The organism is Streptomyces sp. CA-243310, from assembly GCF_050936775.1.
GTDB lineage: Bacteria > Actinomycetota > Actinomycetes > Streptomycetales > Streptomycetaceae > Streptomyces.
Map to the genome: position 1 here is coordinate 857,971 of NZ_JBNJMF010000001.1, position 12,682 is coordinate 870,652.

Consider the following 12,682-nt stretch of genomic DNA (forward strand, 5'->3'; position numbering starts at 1 on the left):
CCCTTTATCGAGCCTTCGGGAGACCCCGCAGTGACCGAGCCCCTCTCCGAACACTCCGCGGACGTGATCGTCGTCGGGGCCGGGCCCGCCGGCTCGACCACCGCGTACTACCTCGCCAAGGCCGGATTGGACGTCCTGCTCCTGGAGAAGACCTCCTTCCCCCGGGAGAAGGTCTGCGGCGACGGCCTGACCCCGCGCGCCACCAAGCAGCTGGTCGCCATGGGCATCGACGTCTCCGAGGAGGCCGGCTGGCTCCGCAACAAGGGCCTGCGGATCATCGGCGGCGGCCAGCGGCTCCAGCTGGACTGGCCGGAACTCGCCTCCTTCCCGGACTACGGGCTCGTCCGCAAGCGCGACGACTTCGACGAGACCCTGGCCCGCCAGGCCCAGAAGGCAGGCGCCCGCCTGTACGAGCGCTGCAACGTGGGCGAGCCCGTCCGCGACCCGCGCACCGGCCACATCACCGGCGTCCAGGCGAAGCTGGGCGAGGAGAAGACCCCCGTCACCTTCAGCGCCCCGCTGGTCGTCGCGGCCGACGGCAACTCCTCCCGGATCTCCCTCGCGATGGGCCTGCACCGGCGCGAGGACCGCCCGATGGGCGTCGCCGTCCGTACGTACTTCACCTCGCCCCGTCACGACGACGACTACCTGGAGTCCTGGCTGGAGCTGTGGGACCGGCGCGGCGCGCAGGACCGACTGCTGCCCGGCTACGGCTGGATCTTCGGCATGGGCGACGGCACGTCCAACGTCGGCCTGGGCATCCTCAACTCCTCCTCCGCCTTCAAGGAGCTGGACTGGCGCGAGGTCCTCAAGGCCTGGTGCGCGTCCATGCCGGAGGACTGGGGCTACACCCCCGAGAACATGACGCAGCCGATCCGCGGCGCGGCCCTGCCGATGGCCTTCAACCGGCAGCCCCACTACACCAAGGGCCTGCTGCTCGTCGGCGACGCCGGCGGTCTCGTCAACCCGTTCAACGGCGAGGGCATCGCCTACGCGATGGAGTCCGGCCAGATCGCCGCCGAGGTCATCGTCCAGGCACACGCCCGCGCCACCCCGGCCCAGCGCGAACTGGCCCTGCACAACTACCCGAAGGTCCTCAAGGAGACGTACGGCGGCTACTACACGCTGGGCCGCGCCTTCGTGAAGCTGATCGGCAACCCGAAGGTCATGAAGATCGCCGCACAGCGCGGTCTGACCCACCCGGTGCTGATGCGCTTCACGCTCAAGATGCTGGCCAACCTGACCGACCCCACGGGCGGCGACGCGATGGACCGCGTCATCAACGGCCTCTCGAAGGTGGCCCCGAAGGCCTGATCGCGACGGGCCCCGGCCCGCCCCTCCGCCCGGCTGTCCGAACGGTCAGTCGGCGGGCGGGTGGGCGGGGGTGTGCGCCGAGCGGGCCGGTTCGCCAGGGGGGCCCGCGCTCCGGGCCGTGCTCCGGGCCGGGTGCCCGTCCGCGCACGGGTCCTCGTACGGAGCGCCGTGCACGGCCCGTACGCAGCGGGTCAACAGCACCACCCCGCACACCAGCAGCGCGACCGAGGCCGTCCAGCCGAGCCCGAGCGTGACGGGGTGCCCCGGCTTCGCCCAGGGGCGGGCGGTGGTCAGCAACCAGCCGCCGACCGCGAGCAGGGCCAGACCCGCCGCGGCGGGCAACGCGGTGGGGTCCCCGGTGCCGCGGTCGGTGACCTCGGCCTCCTCGGCGGGCCGTCGGGTGAGCACGGGACCACCACCTCCAGGGTCGTTGACGGTCGGGCGAGCGCCCCGACTATCTTCGCAGGGCCTCGGCCGGTTCGATACGGGCCGCCCGCCAGGCCGGGTAGAGCCCGGCAGACAGTCCGGTGACGAGCCCGGTGAGCGGGGCGGCCGCGACGGTGGCGGGATGGATCACCGGAGTCCAGTCACGGGCCAACGCGACGGCGACCACCGTCAGTTCGCCCAACGACGTGCCGACCAGCCCGCCGAGCGTGCCCAGCGCCGCGGACTCGGTGAGGAACTGGGCCGCTATGTGCCGCCCCCGGGCGCCCAGCGCACGGCGCAGCCCGATCTCCGACGTCCGCTCCAGTACCGCGACAAGGGTGGTGTTGGCGATGCCGACGGCGCCGATGACCAGACAGATCCCGGCGAGCAACAGGAACAGGGCGCTCAGGTCGGAGGTCACGCCGGACCGCAGCAGTCGCGGGTCCGGGGGCGGTACGGCCTTCAGGTACTCCGGGTGGTCGGGCCGCAGCGCGAGCGGGGCCAGCTCCGCGGCCTGCCGGGCGGCGCCCAGTTCGGTGTCGAGGAGCATGGTGGCGCCCCCTGGCTCGGGCGGCCCCCACAACTCCCGGGCGGTGGCCCGGGGCACGAGGACGGAGAGCAGGTTCTCCGGCTTGCGTTCCACGTCGGCGATGACGCCCGCCACGGTGAACGGTTCCTCGCCGATGTAGAGCGCGGGGCGGGTGGTCAGGGTGGTGATGCCGAGGCGTTCGGCGACCCCGCTGCCGATGAGCACGACGCGCTGCCGGCTCCGCTCGGCGAACTCGTCGTAGAGCCGGCCCTCCCGGAGGGTGGGCACCAGGGCGGCGACGGCCCCCGGGGAGGCGGCGACGACCGCGGTGCCCGTGGTGGTGGTGCCGCCGCCGGCGGGCAGGCGGCCGATCGTCGTGCCCGGATCGAGCCGTACGGTCCACAGCGTTCCCGCGTTGCGGATGCCCGCGACGTCGCGCAGCCGCTCCTCCGCGTCGGCGGGGAAAGCGGAGCCGGCGAACTCGTTCACCTGGGGAGCGACGTCCTCGATGGTCACCTCGGTGGCGGTGAGTACGTTGAACCGGCCGTCGATCTGCGAGGAGATGGTGGCGGTCAGGCCGAGAACGGCCACGAAACTGCCGACGCCGAGCACCGTTCCCAGGGCGGTGAGGACGGCCCGCCCGGGGCGGCGCAGCATGCCGGCGAGTGCCTCGGACAGGGCGTCCCGGGCCGCCAGCCCGGTCGGCTCGACCCGCGCACGGTCACCGACGGCGGTGGCGGTGGCGCCGGTGGCCGTGGAGGTGCCGTCGTCCGTGTCCGTGCCGTCGTCTCCGCCCGTGCCGTCGTGCGTGTTCACGGGCTCACCCGCTCGCGCAGCCGGCCGTCGCGGACGGTGACGGTCCGCCGGCCGCGCGCCGCGACCCCGGCGTCGTGCGTGATCACCATGACGGTCATCCCCGCCGCGTGCAGCTCGTCCAGCAGGGCCAGCACGGAGGCGGCGTTGGCGGAGTCGAGGTTGCCGGTGGGCTCGTCGCACAGCAGCAGCGAGGGTCGCCCGACGAGTGCCCGGGCGATGGCCACGCGCTGGCGCTCGCCGCCGGAGAGCCGACCCGGGACGGCCGCCACCCGGTGGCCCAGGCCGACCTGGTCGAGCGCGGCGCGCGCCCGGGTGAGGCGCTGCGCGCGCGGGACGGAGGTGTAGAGCATGGCGAGGGAGACGTTCTCCAGGACGCTGCGGTGGGGCAGCAGGTGGAAGGACTGGAACACGAACCCGATGCGGCGCCCGCGCAGGGCGGTGCGGGCGTGGTCGGGAAGCCGCCCGGTGTCGATCCCGTCGAGGAGGTAGTGGCCGGAGGTGGGGGAGTCCAGGAGCCCCGCCACGTTGAGGAAGGTGGACTTCCCCGAGCCGGACGGGCCGACGATGGTGACGAACTCGCCGCGCCGCACCGTCAGATCGCAGGGCTTGAGCGCCTCGACGGGCGGCGGCCCCGGGTAGGTGAGGGCGACCGCGCGGAACTCGATGACGGGGGCGTCGGGGCGGTCGGCGCGGTCGGGGGTGCCCGGGACGGGATCGTCGGGGGCGCCGCCGGACCGCCGGCGGGCGCGCGGGAACCTCACTCGGCCGGCCTCCGCGGCGACCCGGTGCCCTTCGGGTCCCGGCCGCCCTGCCCGTCCCGGCCGGCCCCGCCGTCCTTGGGGGCGGCCCCGATGACGACCTTGGCGCCGGCGGTCAGGGCTCCGGCCCGCACCGGGGTCACCGCGACGTAGCCGTCGCCGCCGGTACCCACCCGGACCTCGATGCGCCGCGGCGTGCCGTCGCCGCCCACGGCGGTGACGACCGTGCCCCCGTCCGCGGTGGCGGAGACCGCGGTGACGGGAACCACGAGGGCCTGCCCGTCGGTCGAGGCGGACTCGACGGTCAGCCGGACGTCCTGACCGGCCAGAGCGGGGGGCAGCGGTCGGTCCGCGCGGACGACCATGCGGAAGCCGAGATCGCCGGCCTTGCCCGCGGCGTCGCCCTGGCCGCCCTGCCCGGGCTGCTGCCCGCCCGCCGGCCGGCCGGCCGAGCGTTCGCCGGCGACCAGCGCGACCCGGCCCCGGGCATCGAGCCCCGTGGCCTCGGAGGCGATCACCACGTTCATGCCGGCGCGCAGGAGCTGCTTCTTGTCGTCCTTCAGGTACGTCTCGACGACGAGTTCACCGGCGGACAGGGTGAGGACCGGCCCGGAGACGGGGCCGCCGACCCGGCCGGCGATCCCGCTGACGCGGGCGGGGAAGGAACCGAGGACCACGGTCTCGGAGGCGGGGAGCATCGGCCCGTCGGCGGCCTCGACCGATGCCAGCTCGGCGCGGGCGTCGGCGAGCGCCTGCCGGGCGCGCGCGAGGGCCCGGCCGGAGTCGCCCTCGCCGCCGCTCTTGCCGCCGGCGGTCGTGCCGCCGGCGGAACGTTCCCCGGCACCGTCCCCGGCCGAGGCGTCCTCGACGGCCCACTGCGCCGTCCGTACGGCCCGCCGCGCGGCCTTGACCGCCTCGCCGCCGTCCGCCACGGCGGGCAGCGGGTCGTACCCGATGGCCCGATAACGGGCGGTGAGCGCGGCCTTCGTACCGGCTCCGAACACGCCCTTCGCGTCGGCGCCGGTCCCGTGCCCGAGCGCGCGCAGCGCCTGCTGGAGCTGGGCGACGTCGTCGCCGGTGGCCCCCGGCCGCAGGTCGCGGTAGACGGGCAGGGTCCCCTTCAGGGCGAACACCGGCCGCCCGGAGACCTCCGCCAGCAACTGTCCGGCGGCGACGGCGTCCCCGGCCTTGAGCGGCAGCTTCGTGACGACGGCCGCTCCCGCGCCCTCGCCGGCGCGCGGCTGGGGGGCCACGTCGACGCTCTGGTCGGCCACGACGGTCCCGCGCGTCACCACCGTCCGCGCGAGCACCCGCCGCTCGACCTCGGCGGTCAACAACCCCTGCGCGGGCGGCCCGGTCTCCGCCGCGACCTGCGCGGGCGATTTCACCAGCACGGTGGCCAACAGCCCTCCCACCGCCACGAGCGCGGCTCCGGCGACGACGCCGAGGACCACCCGGCGCCCCCGGTCGAGCGCCCCGGAGTCGGGTGCGTCCTCCTCCGGCTCCACCACGACGTCCCCGGGTTCGTTCACCCGCCGAGCACGCCGTTGCCGCCGGAGCCCTTGTCGGGGCGGCACTTGCGGGTCGCCTCGACGTGCTTCGTCCGCAGTTCGGCCGTCTGCTCCGGGGTCACGGCCCGAGGGTCGTACGTACCCGTCGCCGGGTCGGGGTCCGGGTACCAGGAGACGCCCGCCGCCCGCAGGCACCTGGCCTCTTCGCGGGCGGCGGCCAGCACCTCGGGGTCGACCTTCGTGACGGGCGTCTGCTTCGGGGCCTTGCCCTCGCAGGCCTTCTCGGCGGCGGCGAGGCCGTCGTGCGGCTTGTCCTTGTCCACCCGGGGCGTACCGGAGTCGAGGAGGACGATCGGCACGCCGTGTTCCTCGAGGCAGTCGTAGTAGGCGACCTCCTCCCGGCTCGGCGACGGGCTGTCGCTCGCGGCGGGTTCCTTCCCGCCGGAGCACGCACCGAGCGCGAGAGCCAGGGCGAGGACGGTGACCGGCACGTACTTGCGCATATGGGCGCTTCCCTCGGGATGCGGACGTGGATGAGGGCGCCGCAGAGCGATATGACGTGCGAACGCAATTCGCGATCATAGGGAGGGCTCTGCGGACACACAAATTCCGTTTGATGAACGCTTTTTGACTGTGCGTTGGCTTGGATATCGGCTTGTGCCCGGAACCGCTCTGCACTTGAATCCCGCTGGGCGTCGCGCTGTTGGCGTCGAGATCATTTTGTTGTTCCCACAGTGAGGAATGTGCAAATGAACAAGAACAAGCGCGTCCTGCGTCTCGCGCTCGCCCCGGTGGCCGTTGCAGGCGCCCTGCTCGTGTCGACGGCCTCACCTGCTTCCGCGTGGGTGCACGACGGGTACCTGGAGCAGTTCGAGTTCGGGCTGTACTGGGACTCCGGCCAGAGAGGGTGCGTCTTCGACAGCAACAACGACGACGACAACCTGACCAACGACACGTTCCACGGCCCCTCTGGATGCGGCGGTCTCGGCAAGGGCGTGAACGACAACACGTACTCGTACAAGAGCCTGGACATCAAGGGCCGCAACGTCTACACCAACAGCAACTACGGCGGGATCAAGGGTTCCGTCCCCGCCGGTCACACCGGCGACGCGTCCAGCAACTTCAAGAACTCGATCAGCTCCCTTCGCTGGTACTGAGCCGCTCGCACCCCCGGAGGAACCGCTGATGCACCACGCCCGGCGCCGCCGGACCCTCGCCGCCGCCCTCCTGACGGCCGCCGCCGTCCTGGTGGGCGGCTGCGCGGGCGACGACGGGGCGAAGGGCGAGGGCGCCCGCGAACCCGCGCTCGGCCCCGTCGCCGCGAACCCCGCCGGCTCCGCCCTCTCCCTCCCCCTGGACACCTACACGGACTCGGACGCCGAGGCCCTGCGGATGGAGGCGGTACAGAACCGGCTCATCGCCCTGTGCATGGCCCGGTACGGATTCACCTACGAGCCGCCGGCGAGCCGGGCCGACACCGGGGGAGGAGCCGAACAGGGCCGCCACGGAGCCCTGTTCGGGGTGGCCGATCCCGCGCAGGCGGCGGCCCGCGGCTATGCGGACGCCTCCGGGGCGGGGGACCCGGCCAAGCCGGCCCCGCCGCAACTCACCGAGAGCGCGACCGCGGTGCTGTTCGGCACCCGGCAGGGCGAGACGACCCCCTCCGGGCCGGACCCGAGGACCCAGGAGGAGGCCGAACGCACCGACAGCGGGATCGAGGCCGGCGGGCAGCGGGTGCCGGCCGGCGGCTGCCTGCGCGAGGGGTACCGCAAGCTGTACGCGCCCACCAAGGACAGCGTCGACCTGCTCTTCTCCTTCGGCCTCGCCTCCGAGGCGCACACCCGCTCCCAGAAGGACTCCCGGGTGGTCGCCGTGCTGAAGGACTGGTCCGCGTGCATGGAAGAGGCCGGGTACGACGGTGTCGGCACTCCGTACGAGGTCGTCGAGAAGCTGGGCCTGGAGGCGGACAAGTCCGGCCCCAAGGCGGTGGCCGTCGCCGGCAGGGACGTCGCCTGCAAGCGCGAGGTGAACCTGGTGGGCGTGTGGGCGGCCGTCGAGACCGCGTACCAGCAAGGACTCGTGGAGGAGAACGCGGAGACGCTCGCGCTCTACGGGAAACAGCGCGACGCCCGATTCAAACTGGCTGCCTCACTCGCCTGACACGACACTGCACGGAATGGCGCATTCCCGCTTCGGGAAACGCGGCCGGAACTCGGCCGGAAACGCAGGCGGAAACGTGGCCGGAAACGCGGCGGGATCCGAGGGTGCCGTCCGCCGGCGCACCCGCATTCCCGCCAGGGTGCGTGAAATCGACCCGATGCGGCGTGTTCCGTTCCCCGATGGGACGCGGACAGGCGAAAGGACGGGCACGAAAAGGGACGCGGGCGCGAAAAGGGACGCGGGCATGCGAAAGGGCCGGTACTCCACCCCCGAGCGGGGGAGTACCGGCCCTTCTCCGCGCACGCGCGGTCAGCCGTGGGGTGTCAGAGGGCGCCTGAAGGCTCCTCAGGGCGTCCGAGAGCGGCTCGGACGACCCGGAGGGTCCCACACAAGGCCCCAGGCACCTCTGGACACCCGGAAAGGCTTCAGAGGACGCGACGGCTCAGGAGCCGCGACGACTCAAGAGGCCGTGACGCATCAGAGGACGCGGACGGCGCCCGTCGGCATGTCGTAGCTCAGGCTGCGCTCGACGACGCCGGTGCTGGGGTTCTGCGCACCGACGAACTTGCCGCCGCCGACGTAGATGGCGACGTGGTACGCGCTGCCCTTGGCACCCCAGTACAGGATGTCGCCCGGCTGGAGGTTGCTCAGCGACACCGAGGTGCCGGCGGTGGACTGGTCCTGCGACACGCGGTCGAGGGTGATCCCGGCCTGGCGGTACGCGGCCTGGACGAGACCGGAGCAGTCGTACGCGGAGGAGCCGGTGGCGCCACTGACGTAGGCCTTGCCGACCTGCGCACGGGCGAAGTCGACGATGGCCGCGGCGGAGCCGGTGGCCGGCTTCGACGTGCTGCCGCTCTCGTCCGAGTTGCCGCCGGAGCTGCTGCCGGGGGAGAAGGAATCGTCGTCCGAGGCGGAGGCGTTCGCCAGCGAGGAGCGGGCGGAGCTGCGGTTGGCGCGGTCGGCCTCGGCCTGACGTGCCTGCTGCTCCTTGGCCTTCTTCTCGGCGTCGGCCTTCTGCTGGGCGTCTTCCTTCGCCTGCTTCGCCTCGGCGGCGGCGCCCGTGCGGGCGTGCTCCTCCTGGACGTTCAGCTCGCCTTCGACGGCGGCGGCGCGGGTGTTCTCGGCGGCCGTGGTGACGGCCGTCGCGACGTCGGCGCTCAGGTCCAGGTCGAGGACGGGCATTTCGAGCGTCGTCTCGGCCACGGGCTCCGGGGACGGGGACGCGCTCGCGGTGCCGGCCATGGCGAGGGTGCTGAGGACGCCACCGGCAACGCCGGCGCGGACCGCGAGTTTGGAGACGCTGCGGCGGGGCTTCCGGTGGCTGGGTGTGTGAGCGGTGTGGGACATGGGACTAACCGCTATCAGGGGGCGGCCGGTCGCTTCAAGAAACGTGGTGTGCGCCACAGTTGCGCGCGAAGGCCGCGAACCGGACGCGTCGCGGCCGTTATTGACGCGGTAACGGGCGAAACGGACACACCCTCACAAGCCTGTGATCATGGGGTTTCCGCGATAAGTCCCAATTGATCCGGCGCCTACCATTCCGTCGGACAGTTGGCCAAGCCCCCTTTTGGCGGCGTGGATCTCACGTGACGCAGGTCACAGTTACCTACCGCTGTGCGGGCACTGTGGCCGCTCCGTGACCCGCCTGTGAGCTTCCCGTGTGGTTCGTGAACGGATGCACACGATCCGCGTGCCCTTCGGCGGGCCGCCGATTCCCCTCCGTCGGGTTCGGCTCGACGTCCACCCGAGTCCTCCCGAACCCCTCGTTCGGGGGGTATGGGTTGCCTTACCACCGCCACGGCAGCCATGCCAATTTGCCTGCACTGGCCAACGTTTGATAGTGCGGACCCCCTTTCACCTGCAACGAAGGGCCCGGATGTCACCTTTGGTGATCATGTGGATGCCTTGCGTATGAAGATCACCACTCATCGGACTTCATGATCGTTCGCCAGGTGGTGGAGATCACAAACTCGGTGTTGTTACCCGTGTCGCAGATCACAGACCGGCAGGCATAAGATGCGCACCAGTCCGGCTTGTGAACTGCCTCACATGCGATCCCCTTCCACACGGGTGATCTTCGCGGGAGGCGGGTCACTCGGCGCCGGCACAGCGGTCCAACGGTCAAGGACGACTGGAAGGAGCGAGGAGCGTGAATGCGTACGCGCCCATCCTCGTGCTCGGCGCCCTCGGCGCAGGGTTTGCGATCTTCTCCGTGGTCATGGCCACGCTGATCGGCCCAAAGAGGTACAACCGGGCAAAACTTGAAGCGTACGAGTGCGGCATCGAGCCCACTCCGGTGCCGGCCGGCGGCGGTCGCTTCCCCATCAAGTACTACCTGACGGCGATGCTCTTCATCGTCTTCGACATCGAGATCGTCTTCCTCTACCCCTGGGCGGTCACCTTCGACTCCCTGGGGATCTTCGGGCTCGTCGAGATGTTGCTCTTCGTGCTCACCGTTTTCGTCGCCTACGCCTACGTGTGGCGCCGCGGCGGCCTGGAATGGGACTGAGGGGCTGAATTTTCCATGGGACTGGAAGAGAAGCTGCCGAGCGGCTTTCTGCTGACGACCGTCGAACAGGCCGCGGGCTGGGTGCGCAAGTCATCCGTCTTCCCGGCCACCTTCGGTCTGGCGTGCTGCGCCATCGAGATGATGACCACCGGAGCGGGCCGGTACGACCTGGCCCGCTTCGGCATGGAGGTCTTCCGCGGCTCACCGCGCCAGGCGGACCTGATGATCGTGGCCGGCCGGGTCAGCCAGAAGATGGCGCCGGTGCTGAGGCAGGTGTACGACCAGATGCCCGCTCCCAAGTGGGTCATCTCCATGGGCGTTTGCGCCTCTTCGGGCGGAATGTTCAACAACTACGCGATCGTCCAGGGCGTCGACCACATCGTCCCCGTGGACATCTACCTGCCCGGTTGCCCGCCCCGCCCCGAGATGTTGATGGACGCGATCCTCAAGCTCCACCAGAAGATCCAGGGCGGAAAGCTCGGCGTGAACCAGGAAGAGGCGGCGCGCGAGGCGGAGGAGGCGGCCCTCAAGGCCCTCCCCACCATCGAGATGAAGGGGCTCCTTCGGTGAGCGACGACCCGGCCGTGCAGAACGGCAACGGCAGCGGGGACGGGAACAACGTTCCCGCCCCCAGGGGCACCACCGGCCCCGAGGTGATCGGCGTCCGCAAGGGCATGTTCGGCGCCGGGGCCGGCGGGGACACCAGCGGCTACGGCGGCCTCGTCCGCACCGTGGCCATGCCGGGCGCGACGAGCCGCCCGTACGGTTCCTGGTTCGACGAGGTCGCCGACGAGTTCGAGGGCGCCCTGGAGGAACAGGACCTGGTCCCCGAGCACGCCATCGAGAAGACGGTCGTCGACCGCGGCGAGCTGACCTTCCACGTGGCACGCGAGCACCTCGTGCGCGTCGCACGGACCCTGCGCGACGACCCGGCCCTGCGCTTCGAGCTGTGCACCGGCGTCAGCGGGGTGCACTTCCCCGGGGACAAGGGCCGCGAGCTGCACGCCGTCTACCACCTGCGCTCGCTCACCCACGGACGGATCCTGCGCCTGGAGGTGTCCGTCCCGGACACCGACCCGCACCTGCCGTCGCTCGTCGAGGTCTACCCGACCAACGACTGGCACGAGCGCGAGGCGTACGACTTCTTCGGCCTGATCTTCGACGGCCACCCGGCCCTCACCCGAATCATGATGCCGGACGACTGGCAGGGGTTCCCGCAGCGCAAGGACTACCCGCTCGGTGGCATCGCCATCGAGTACAAGGGTGCCCAGATCCCGGCTCCCGACCAGCGGAGGTCGTACAGCTGATGTCCACGTCCAATCACGCCTCCTCCAGGGAGACCACCGAGGGCCTCGTCTACACCGTCACCGGTGGTGACTGGGACGAGATCGTCCAGTCGGCGGCCCGCGCGGACGACGAGCGGATCGTCGTCAACATGGGCCCCCAGCACCCGTCCACCCACGGCGTGCTCCGCCTGATCCTGGAGATCGACGGCGAGACCGTCACCGAGGCCCGCTGCGGCATCGGGTACCTCCACACCGGCATCGAGAAGAACCTCGAATTCCGGAACTGGACGCAGGGCACCACCTTCGTGACGCGCATGGACTACCTGACGCCGTTCTTCAACGAGACCGCGTACTGCCTGGGCGTCGAGAAGCTGCTCGGCATCACCGAGCAGATCCCGGACCGCGCCACCGTCATCCGCGTCCTGCTGATGGAACTCAACCGGCTCTCCTCCCACCTGGTGTGCATCGCCACCGGCGGCATGGAGCTGGGCGCGACCACGATCATGATCTACGGGTTCCGCGACCGCGAGCTGATCCTCGACGTCTTCGAGCTGATCACCGGCCTGCGGATGAACCACGCGTTCATCCGCCCCGGCGGCCTGGCCCAGGACCTGCCCCCGGGTGCCATGGACCAGCTCCGCGACCTCGTGAAGACCATGAAGAAGAACCTGCCGGAGTACGACAAGCTCGCCACCGGCAACCCCATCTTCAAGGCCCGCATGCAGGACGTCGGTTACCTCGACCTGACCGGCTGCATGGCGCTCGGCGCCACCGGCCCGATCCTGCGCTCCGCCGGCCTCCCGCACGACCTGCGCAAGACGGACCCGTACTGCGGATACGAGACCTACGAGTTCGACGTGCCGACCACCGAGTCCTGCGACTCCTACGGCCGGTTCCTCGTCCGCCTGGAGGAGATGCGCCAGTCGCTGCGGATCGTCGAGCAGTGCCTGGAACGCCTGGAGCCGGGCCCGGTCATGGTCGCCGACAAGAAGATCGCCTGGCCGGCGCAGCTGGCCATGGGCCCCGACGGGCTCGGCAACTCGCTCGACCACATCAGGAACATCATGGGCACCTCCATGGAGGCCCTCATCCACCACTTCAAGCTGGTGACCGAGGGCTTCCGGGTGCCGGCCGGACAGGCGTACGCGGCCGTCGAGTCCCCCAAGGGCGAGCTCGGCGTCCACGTCGTCTCCGACGGCGGCACCCGTCCCTACCGGGTCCACTTCCGCGACCCGTCCTTCACCAACCTGCAGGCCATGGCCGCGATGTGCGAGGGCGGCCAGATCGCCGACGTGATCGTCGCCGTCGCCTCCATCGACCCCGTGATGGGAGGCGTCGACCGATGACGACCGCGTTTTCCGGCGGGGACA

General features: G+C 71.4%; 13 protein-coding genes. 7 read left to right on the plus strand and 6 right to left on the minus strand.

Annotation, left to right across the window (positions count from 1 at the left end; all coding sequences use genetic code 11):
- Positions 1 to 30 precede the first annotated feature (30 nt).
- Positions 31 to 1,314, plus strand: coding sequence for a geranylgeranyl reductase family protein (locus ACQEVM_RS04065; protein WP_053678931.1), 1,284 nt, complete (start codon positions 31 to 33; stop codon positions 1,312 to 1,314).
- Between the two features lie 45 nt (positions 1,315 to 1,359).
- Here the strand turns inward: ACQEVM_RS04065 and ACQEVM_RS04070 are convergent, their stop codons facing one another.
- From ACQEVM_RS04070 to ACQEVM_RS04090, 5 genes are all read right to left on the minus strand, one after another.
- Positions 1,360 to 1,722 (minus strand): hypothetical protein, encoded by a 363-nt coding sequence (locus ACQEVM_RS04070; protein ID WP_433075012.1) that lies wholly within the window; start codon positions 1,720 to 1,722, stop codon positions 1,360 to 1,362.
- A 46-nt stretch (positions 1,723 to 1,768) separates the two neighbouring features.
- Complete coding sequence (locus tag ACQEVM_RS04075) at positions 1,769 to 2,965, minus strand: ABC transporter permease (RefSeq protein ID WP_433079794.1); 1,197 nt, start codon at positions 2,963 to 2,965, stop codon at positions 1,769 to 1,771.
- Between the two features lie 116 nt (positions 2,966 to 3,081).
- On the minus strand, positions 3,082 to 3,846 hold the full coding sequence (locus tag ACQEVM_RS04080) for an ABC transporter ATP-binding protein (RefSeq protein WP_433075015.1): 765 nt from the start codon (positions 3,844 to 3,846) through the stop codon (positions 3,082 to 3,084).
- Positions 3,843 to 5,375, minus strand: a complete 1,533-nt coding sequence (locus tag ACQEVM_RS04085; protein WP_433075018.1) for a peptidoglycan-binding protein — start codon at positions 5,373 to 5,375, stop codon at positions 3,843 to 3,845. Before ACQEVM_RS04085 ends, ACQEVM_RS04080 begins: the two co-directional genes overlap by 4 nt.
- Positions 5,372 to 5,857: a hypothetical protein gene (locus tag ACQEVM_RS04090; RefSeq protein ID WP_433075021.1), complete on the minus strand. Its 486-nt coding sequence runs from the start codon at positions 5,855 to 5,857 to the stop codon at positions 5,372 to 5,374. The genes ACQEVM_RS04085 and ACQEVM_RS04090 overlap by 4 nt, the downstream gene beginning before the upstream one ends.
- Positions 5,858 to 6,103: 246 nt before the next feature.
- Here ACQEVM_RS04090 and ACQEVM_RS04095 point away from each other — a divergent pair, with 246 nt between their 5' ends.
- Together ACQEVM_RS04095 and ACQEVM_RS04100 are read left to right on the plus strand one after the other, a co-directional pair.
- Entirely contained in the window at positions 6,104 to 6,511 is a 408-nt protein-coding gene (locus tag ACQEVM_RS04095; protein ID WP_433075024.1) for a hypothetical protein, read from the plus strand.
- Positions 6,512 to 6,539: 28 nt separating this feature from the next.
- On the plus strand, positions 6,540 to 7,514 hold the full coding sequence (locus ACQEVM_RS04100; RefSeq protein WP_433075027.1) for a hypothetical protein: 975 nt from the start codon (positions 6,540 to 6,542) through the stop codon (positions 7,512 to 7,514).
- Positions 7,515 to 7,991: 477 nt separating this feature from the next.
- On the opposite strand, the gene ACQEVM_RS04105 is transcribed toward ACQEVM_RS04100, so the two are convergent.
- Complete coding sequence (locus ACQEVM_RS04105) at positions 7,992 to 8,864, minus strand: C40 family peptidase (RefSeq protein ID WP_433075030.1); 873 nt, start codon at positions 8,862 to 8,864, stop codon at positions 7,992 to 7,994.
- 802 nt (positions 8,865 to 9,666) lie between these two features.
- Here ACQEVM_RS04105 and ACQEVM_RS04110 point away from each other — a divergent pair.
- From ACQEVM_RS04110 to ACQEVM_RS04125, 4 genes are read left to right on the plus strand one after another with little or no spacing between them, the layout of a single operon-like run.
- Positions 9,667 to 10,026, plus strand: coding sequence for an NADH-quinone oxidoreductase subunit A (locus tag ACQEVM_RS04110; protein ID WP_053678945.1), 360 nt, complete (start codon positions 9,667 to 9,669; stop codon positions 10,024 to 10,026).
- 15 nt (positions 10,027 to 10,041) lie between these two features.
- A complete protein-coding gene (locus ACQEVM_RS04115; protein ID WP_053678947.1) occupies positions 10,042 to 10,596 on the plus strand; it encodes a NuoB/complex I 20 kDa subunit family protein in 555 nt (184 codons plus the stop codon).
- Positions 10,593 to 11,333: an NADH-quinone oxidoreductase subunit C gene (locus ACQEVM_RS04120; RefSeq protein ID WP_433075034.1), complete on the plus strand. Its 741-nt coding sequence runs from the start codon at positions 10,593 to 10,595 to the stop codon at positions 11,331 to 11,333. The genes ACQEVM_RS04115 and ACQEVM_RS04120 overlap by 4 nt, the downstream gene beginning before the upstream one ends.
- A complete protein-coding gene (locus ACQEVM_RS04125) occupies positions 11,333 to 12,658 on the plus strand; it encodes an NADH-quinone oxidoreductase subunit D (protein WP_433075037.1) in 1,326 nt (441 codons plus the stop codon). The genes ACQEVM_RS04120 and ACQEVM_RS04125 overlap by 1 nt, the downstream gene beginning before the upstream one ends.
- The last annotated feature ends 24 nt before the right edge of the window (positions 12,659 to 12,682 follow it).

Excerpts from the sequence above, each read along its gene's own strand:
- ACQEVM_RS04090 (WP_433075021.1), bottom strand. The coding sequence starts at position 5,857 with ATGCGCAAGTACGTGCCGGTCACCGTCCTCGCCCTGGCTCTCGCGCTC.
- ACQEVM_RS04095 (WP_433075024.1), top strand. The coding sequence starts at position 6,104 with ATGAACAAGAACAAGCGCGTCCTGCGTCTCGCGCTCGCCCCGGTGGCC.
- ACQEVM_RS04100 (WP_433075027.1), top strand. The coding sequence starts at position 6,540 with ATGCACCACGCCCGGCGCCGCCGGACCCTCGCCGCCGCCCTCCTGACG.
- ACQEVM_RS04105 (WP_433075030.1), bottom strand. The coding sequence starts at position 8,864 with ATGTCCCACACCGCTCACACACCCAGCCACCGGAAGCCCCGCCGCAGC.
- ACQEVM_RS04115 (WP_053678947.1), top strand. The coding sequence starts at position 10,042 with ATGGGACTGGAAGAGAAGCTGCCGAGCGGCTTTCTGCTGACGACCGTC.
- ACQEVM_RS04125 (WP_433075037.1), top strand. The coding sequence starts at position 11,333 with ATGTCCACGTCCAATCACGCCTCCTCCAGGGAGACCACCGAGGGCCTC.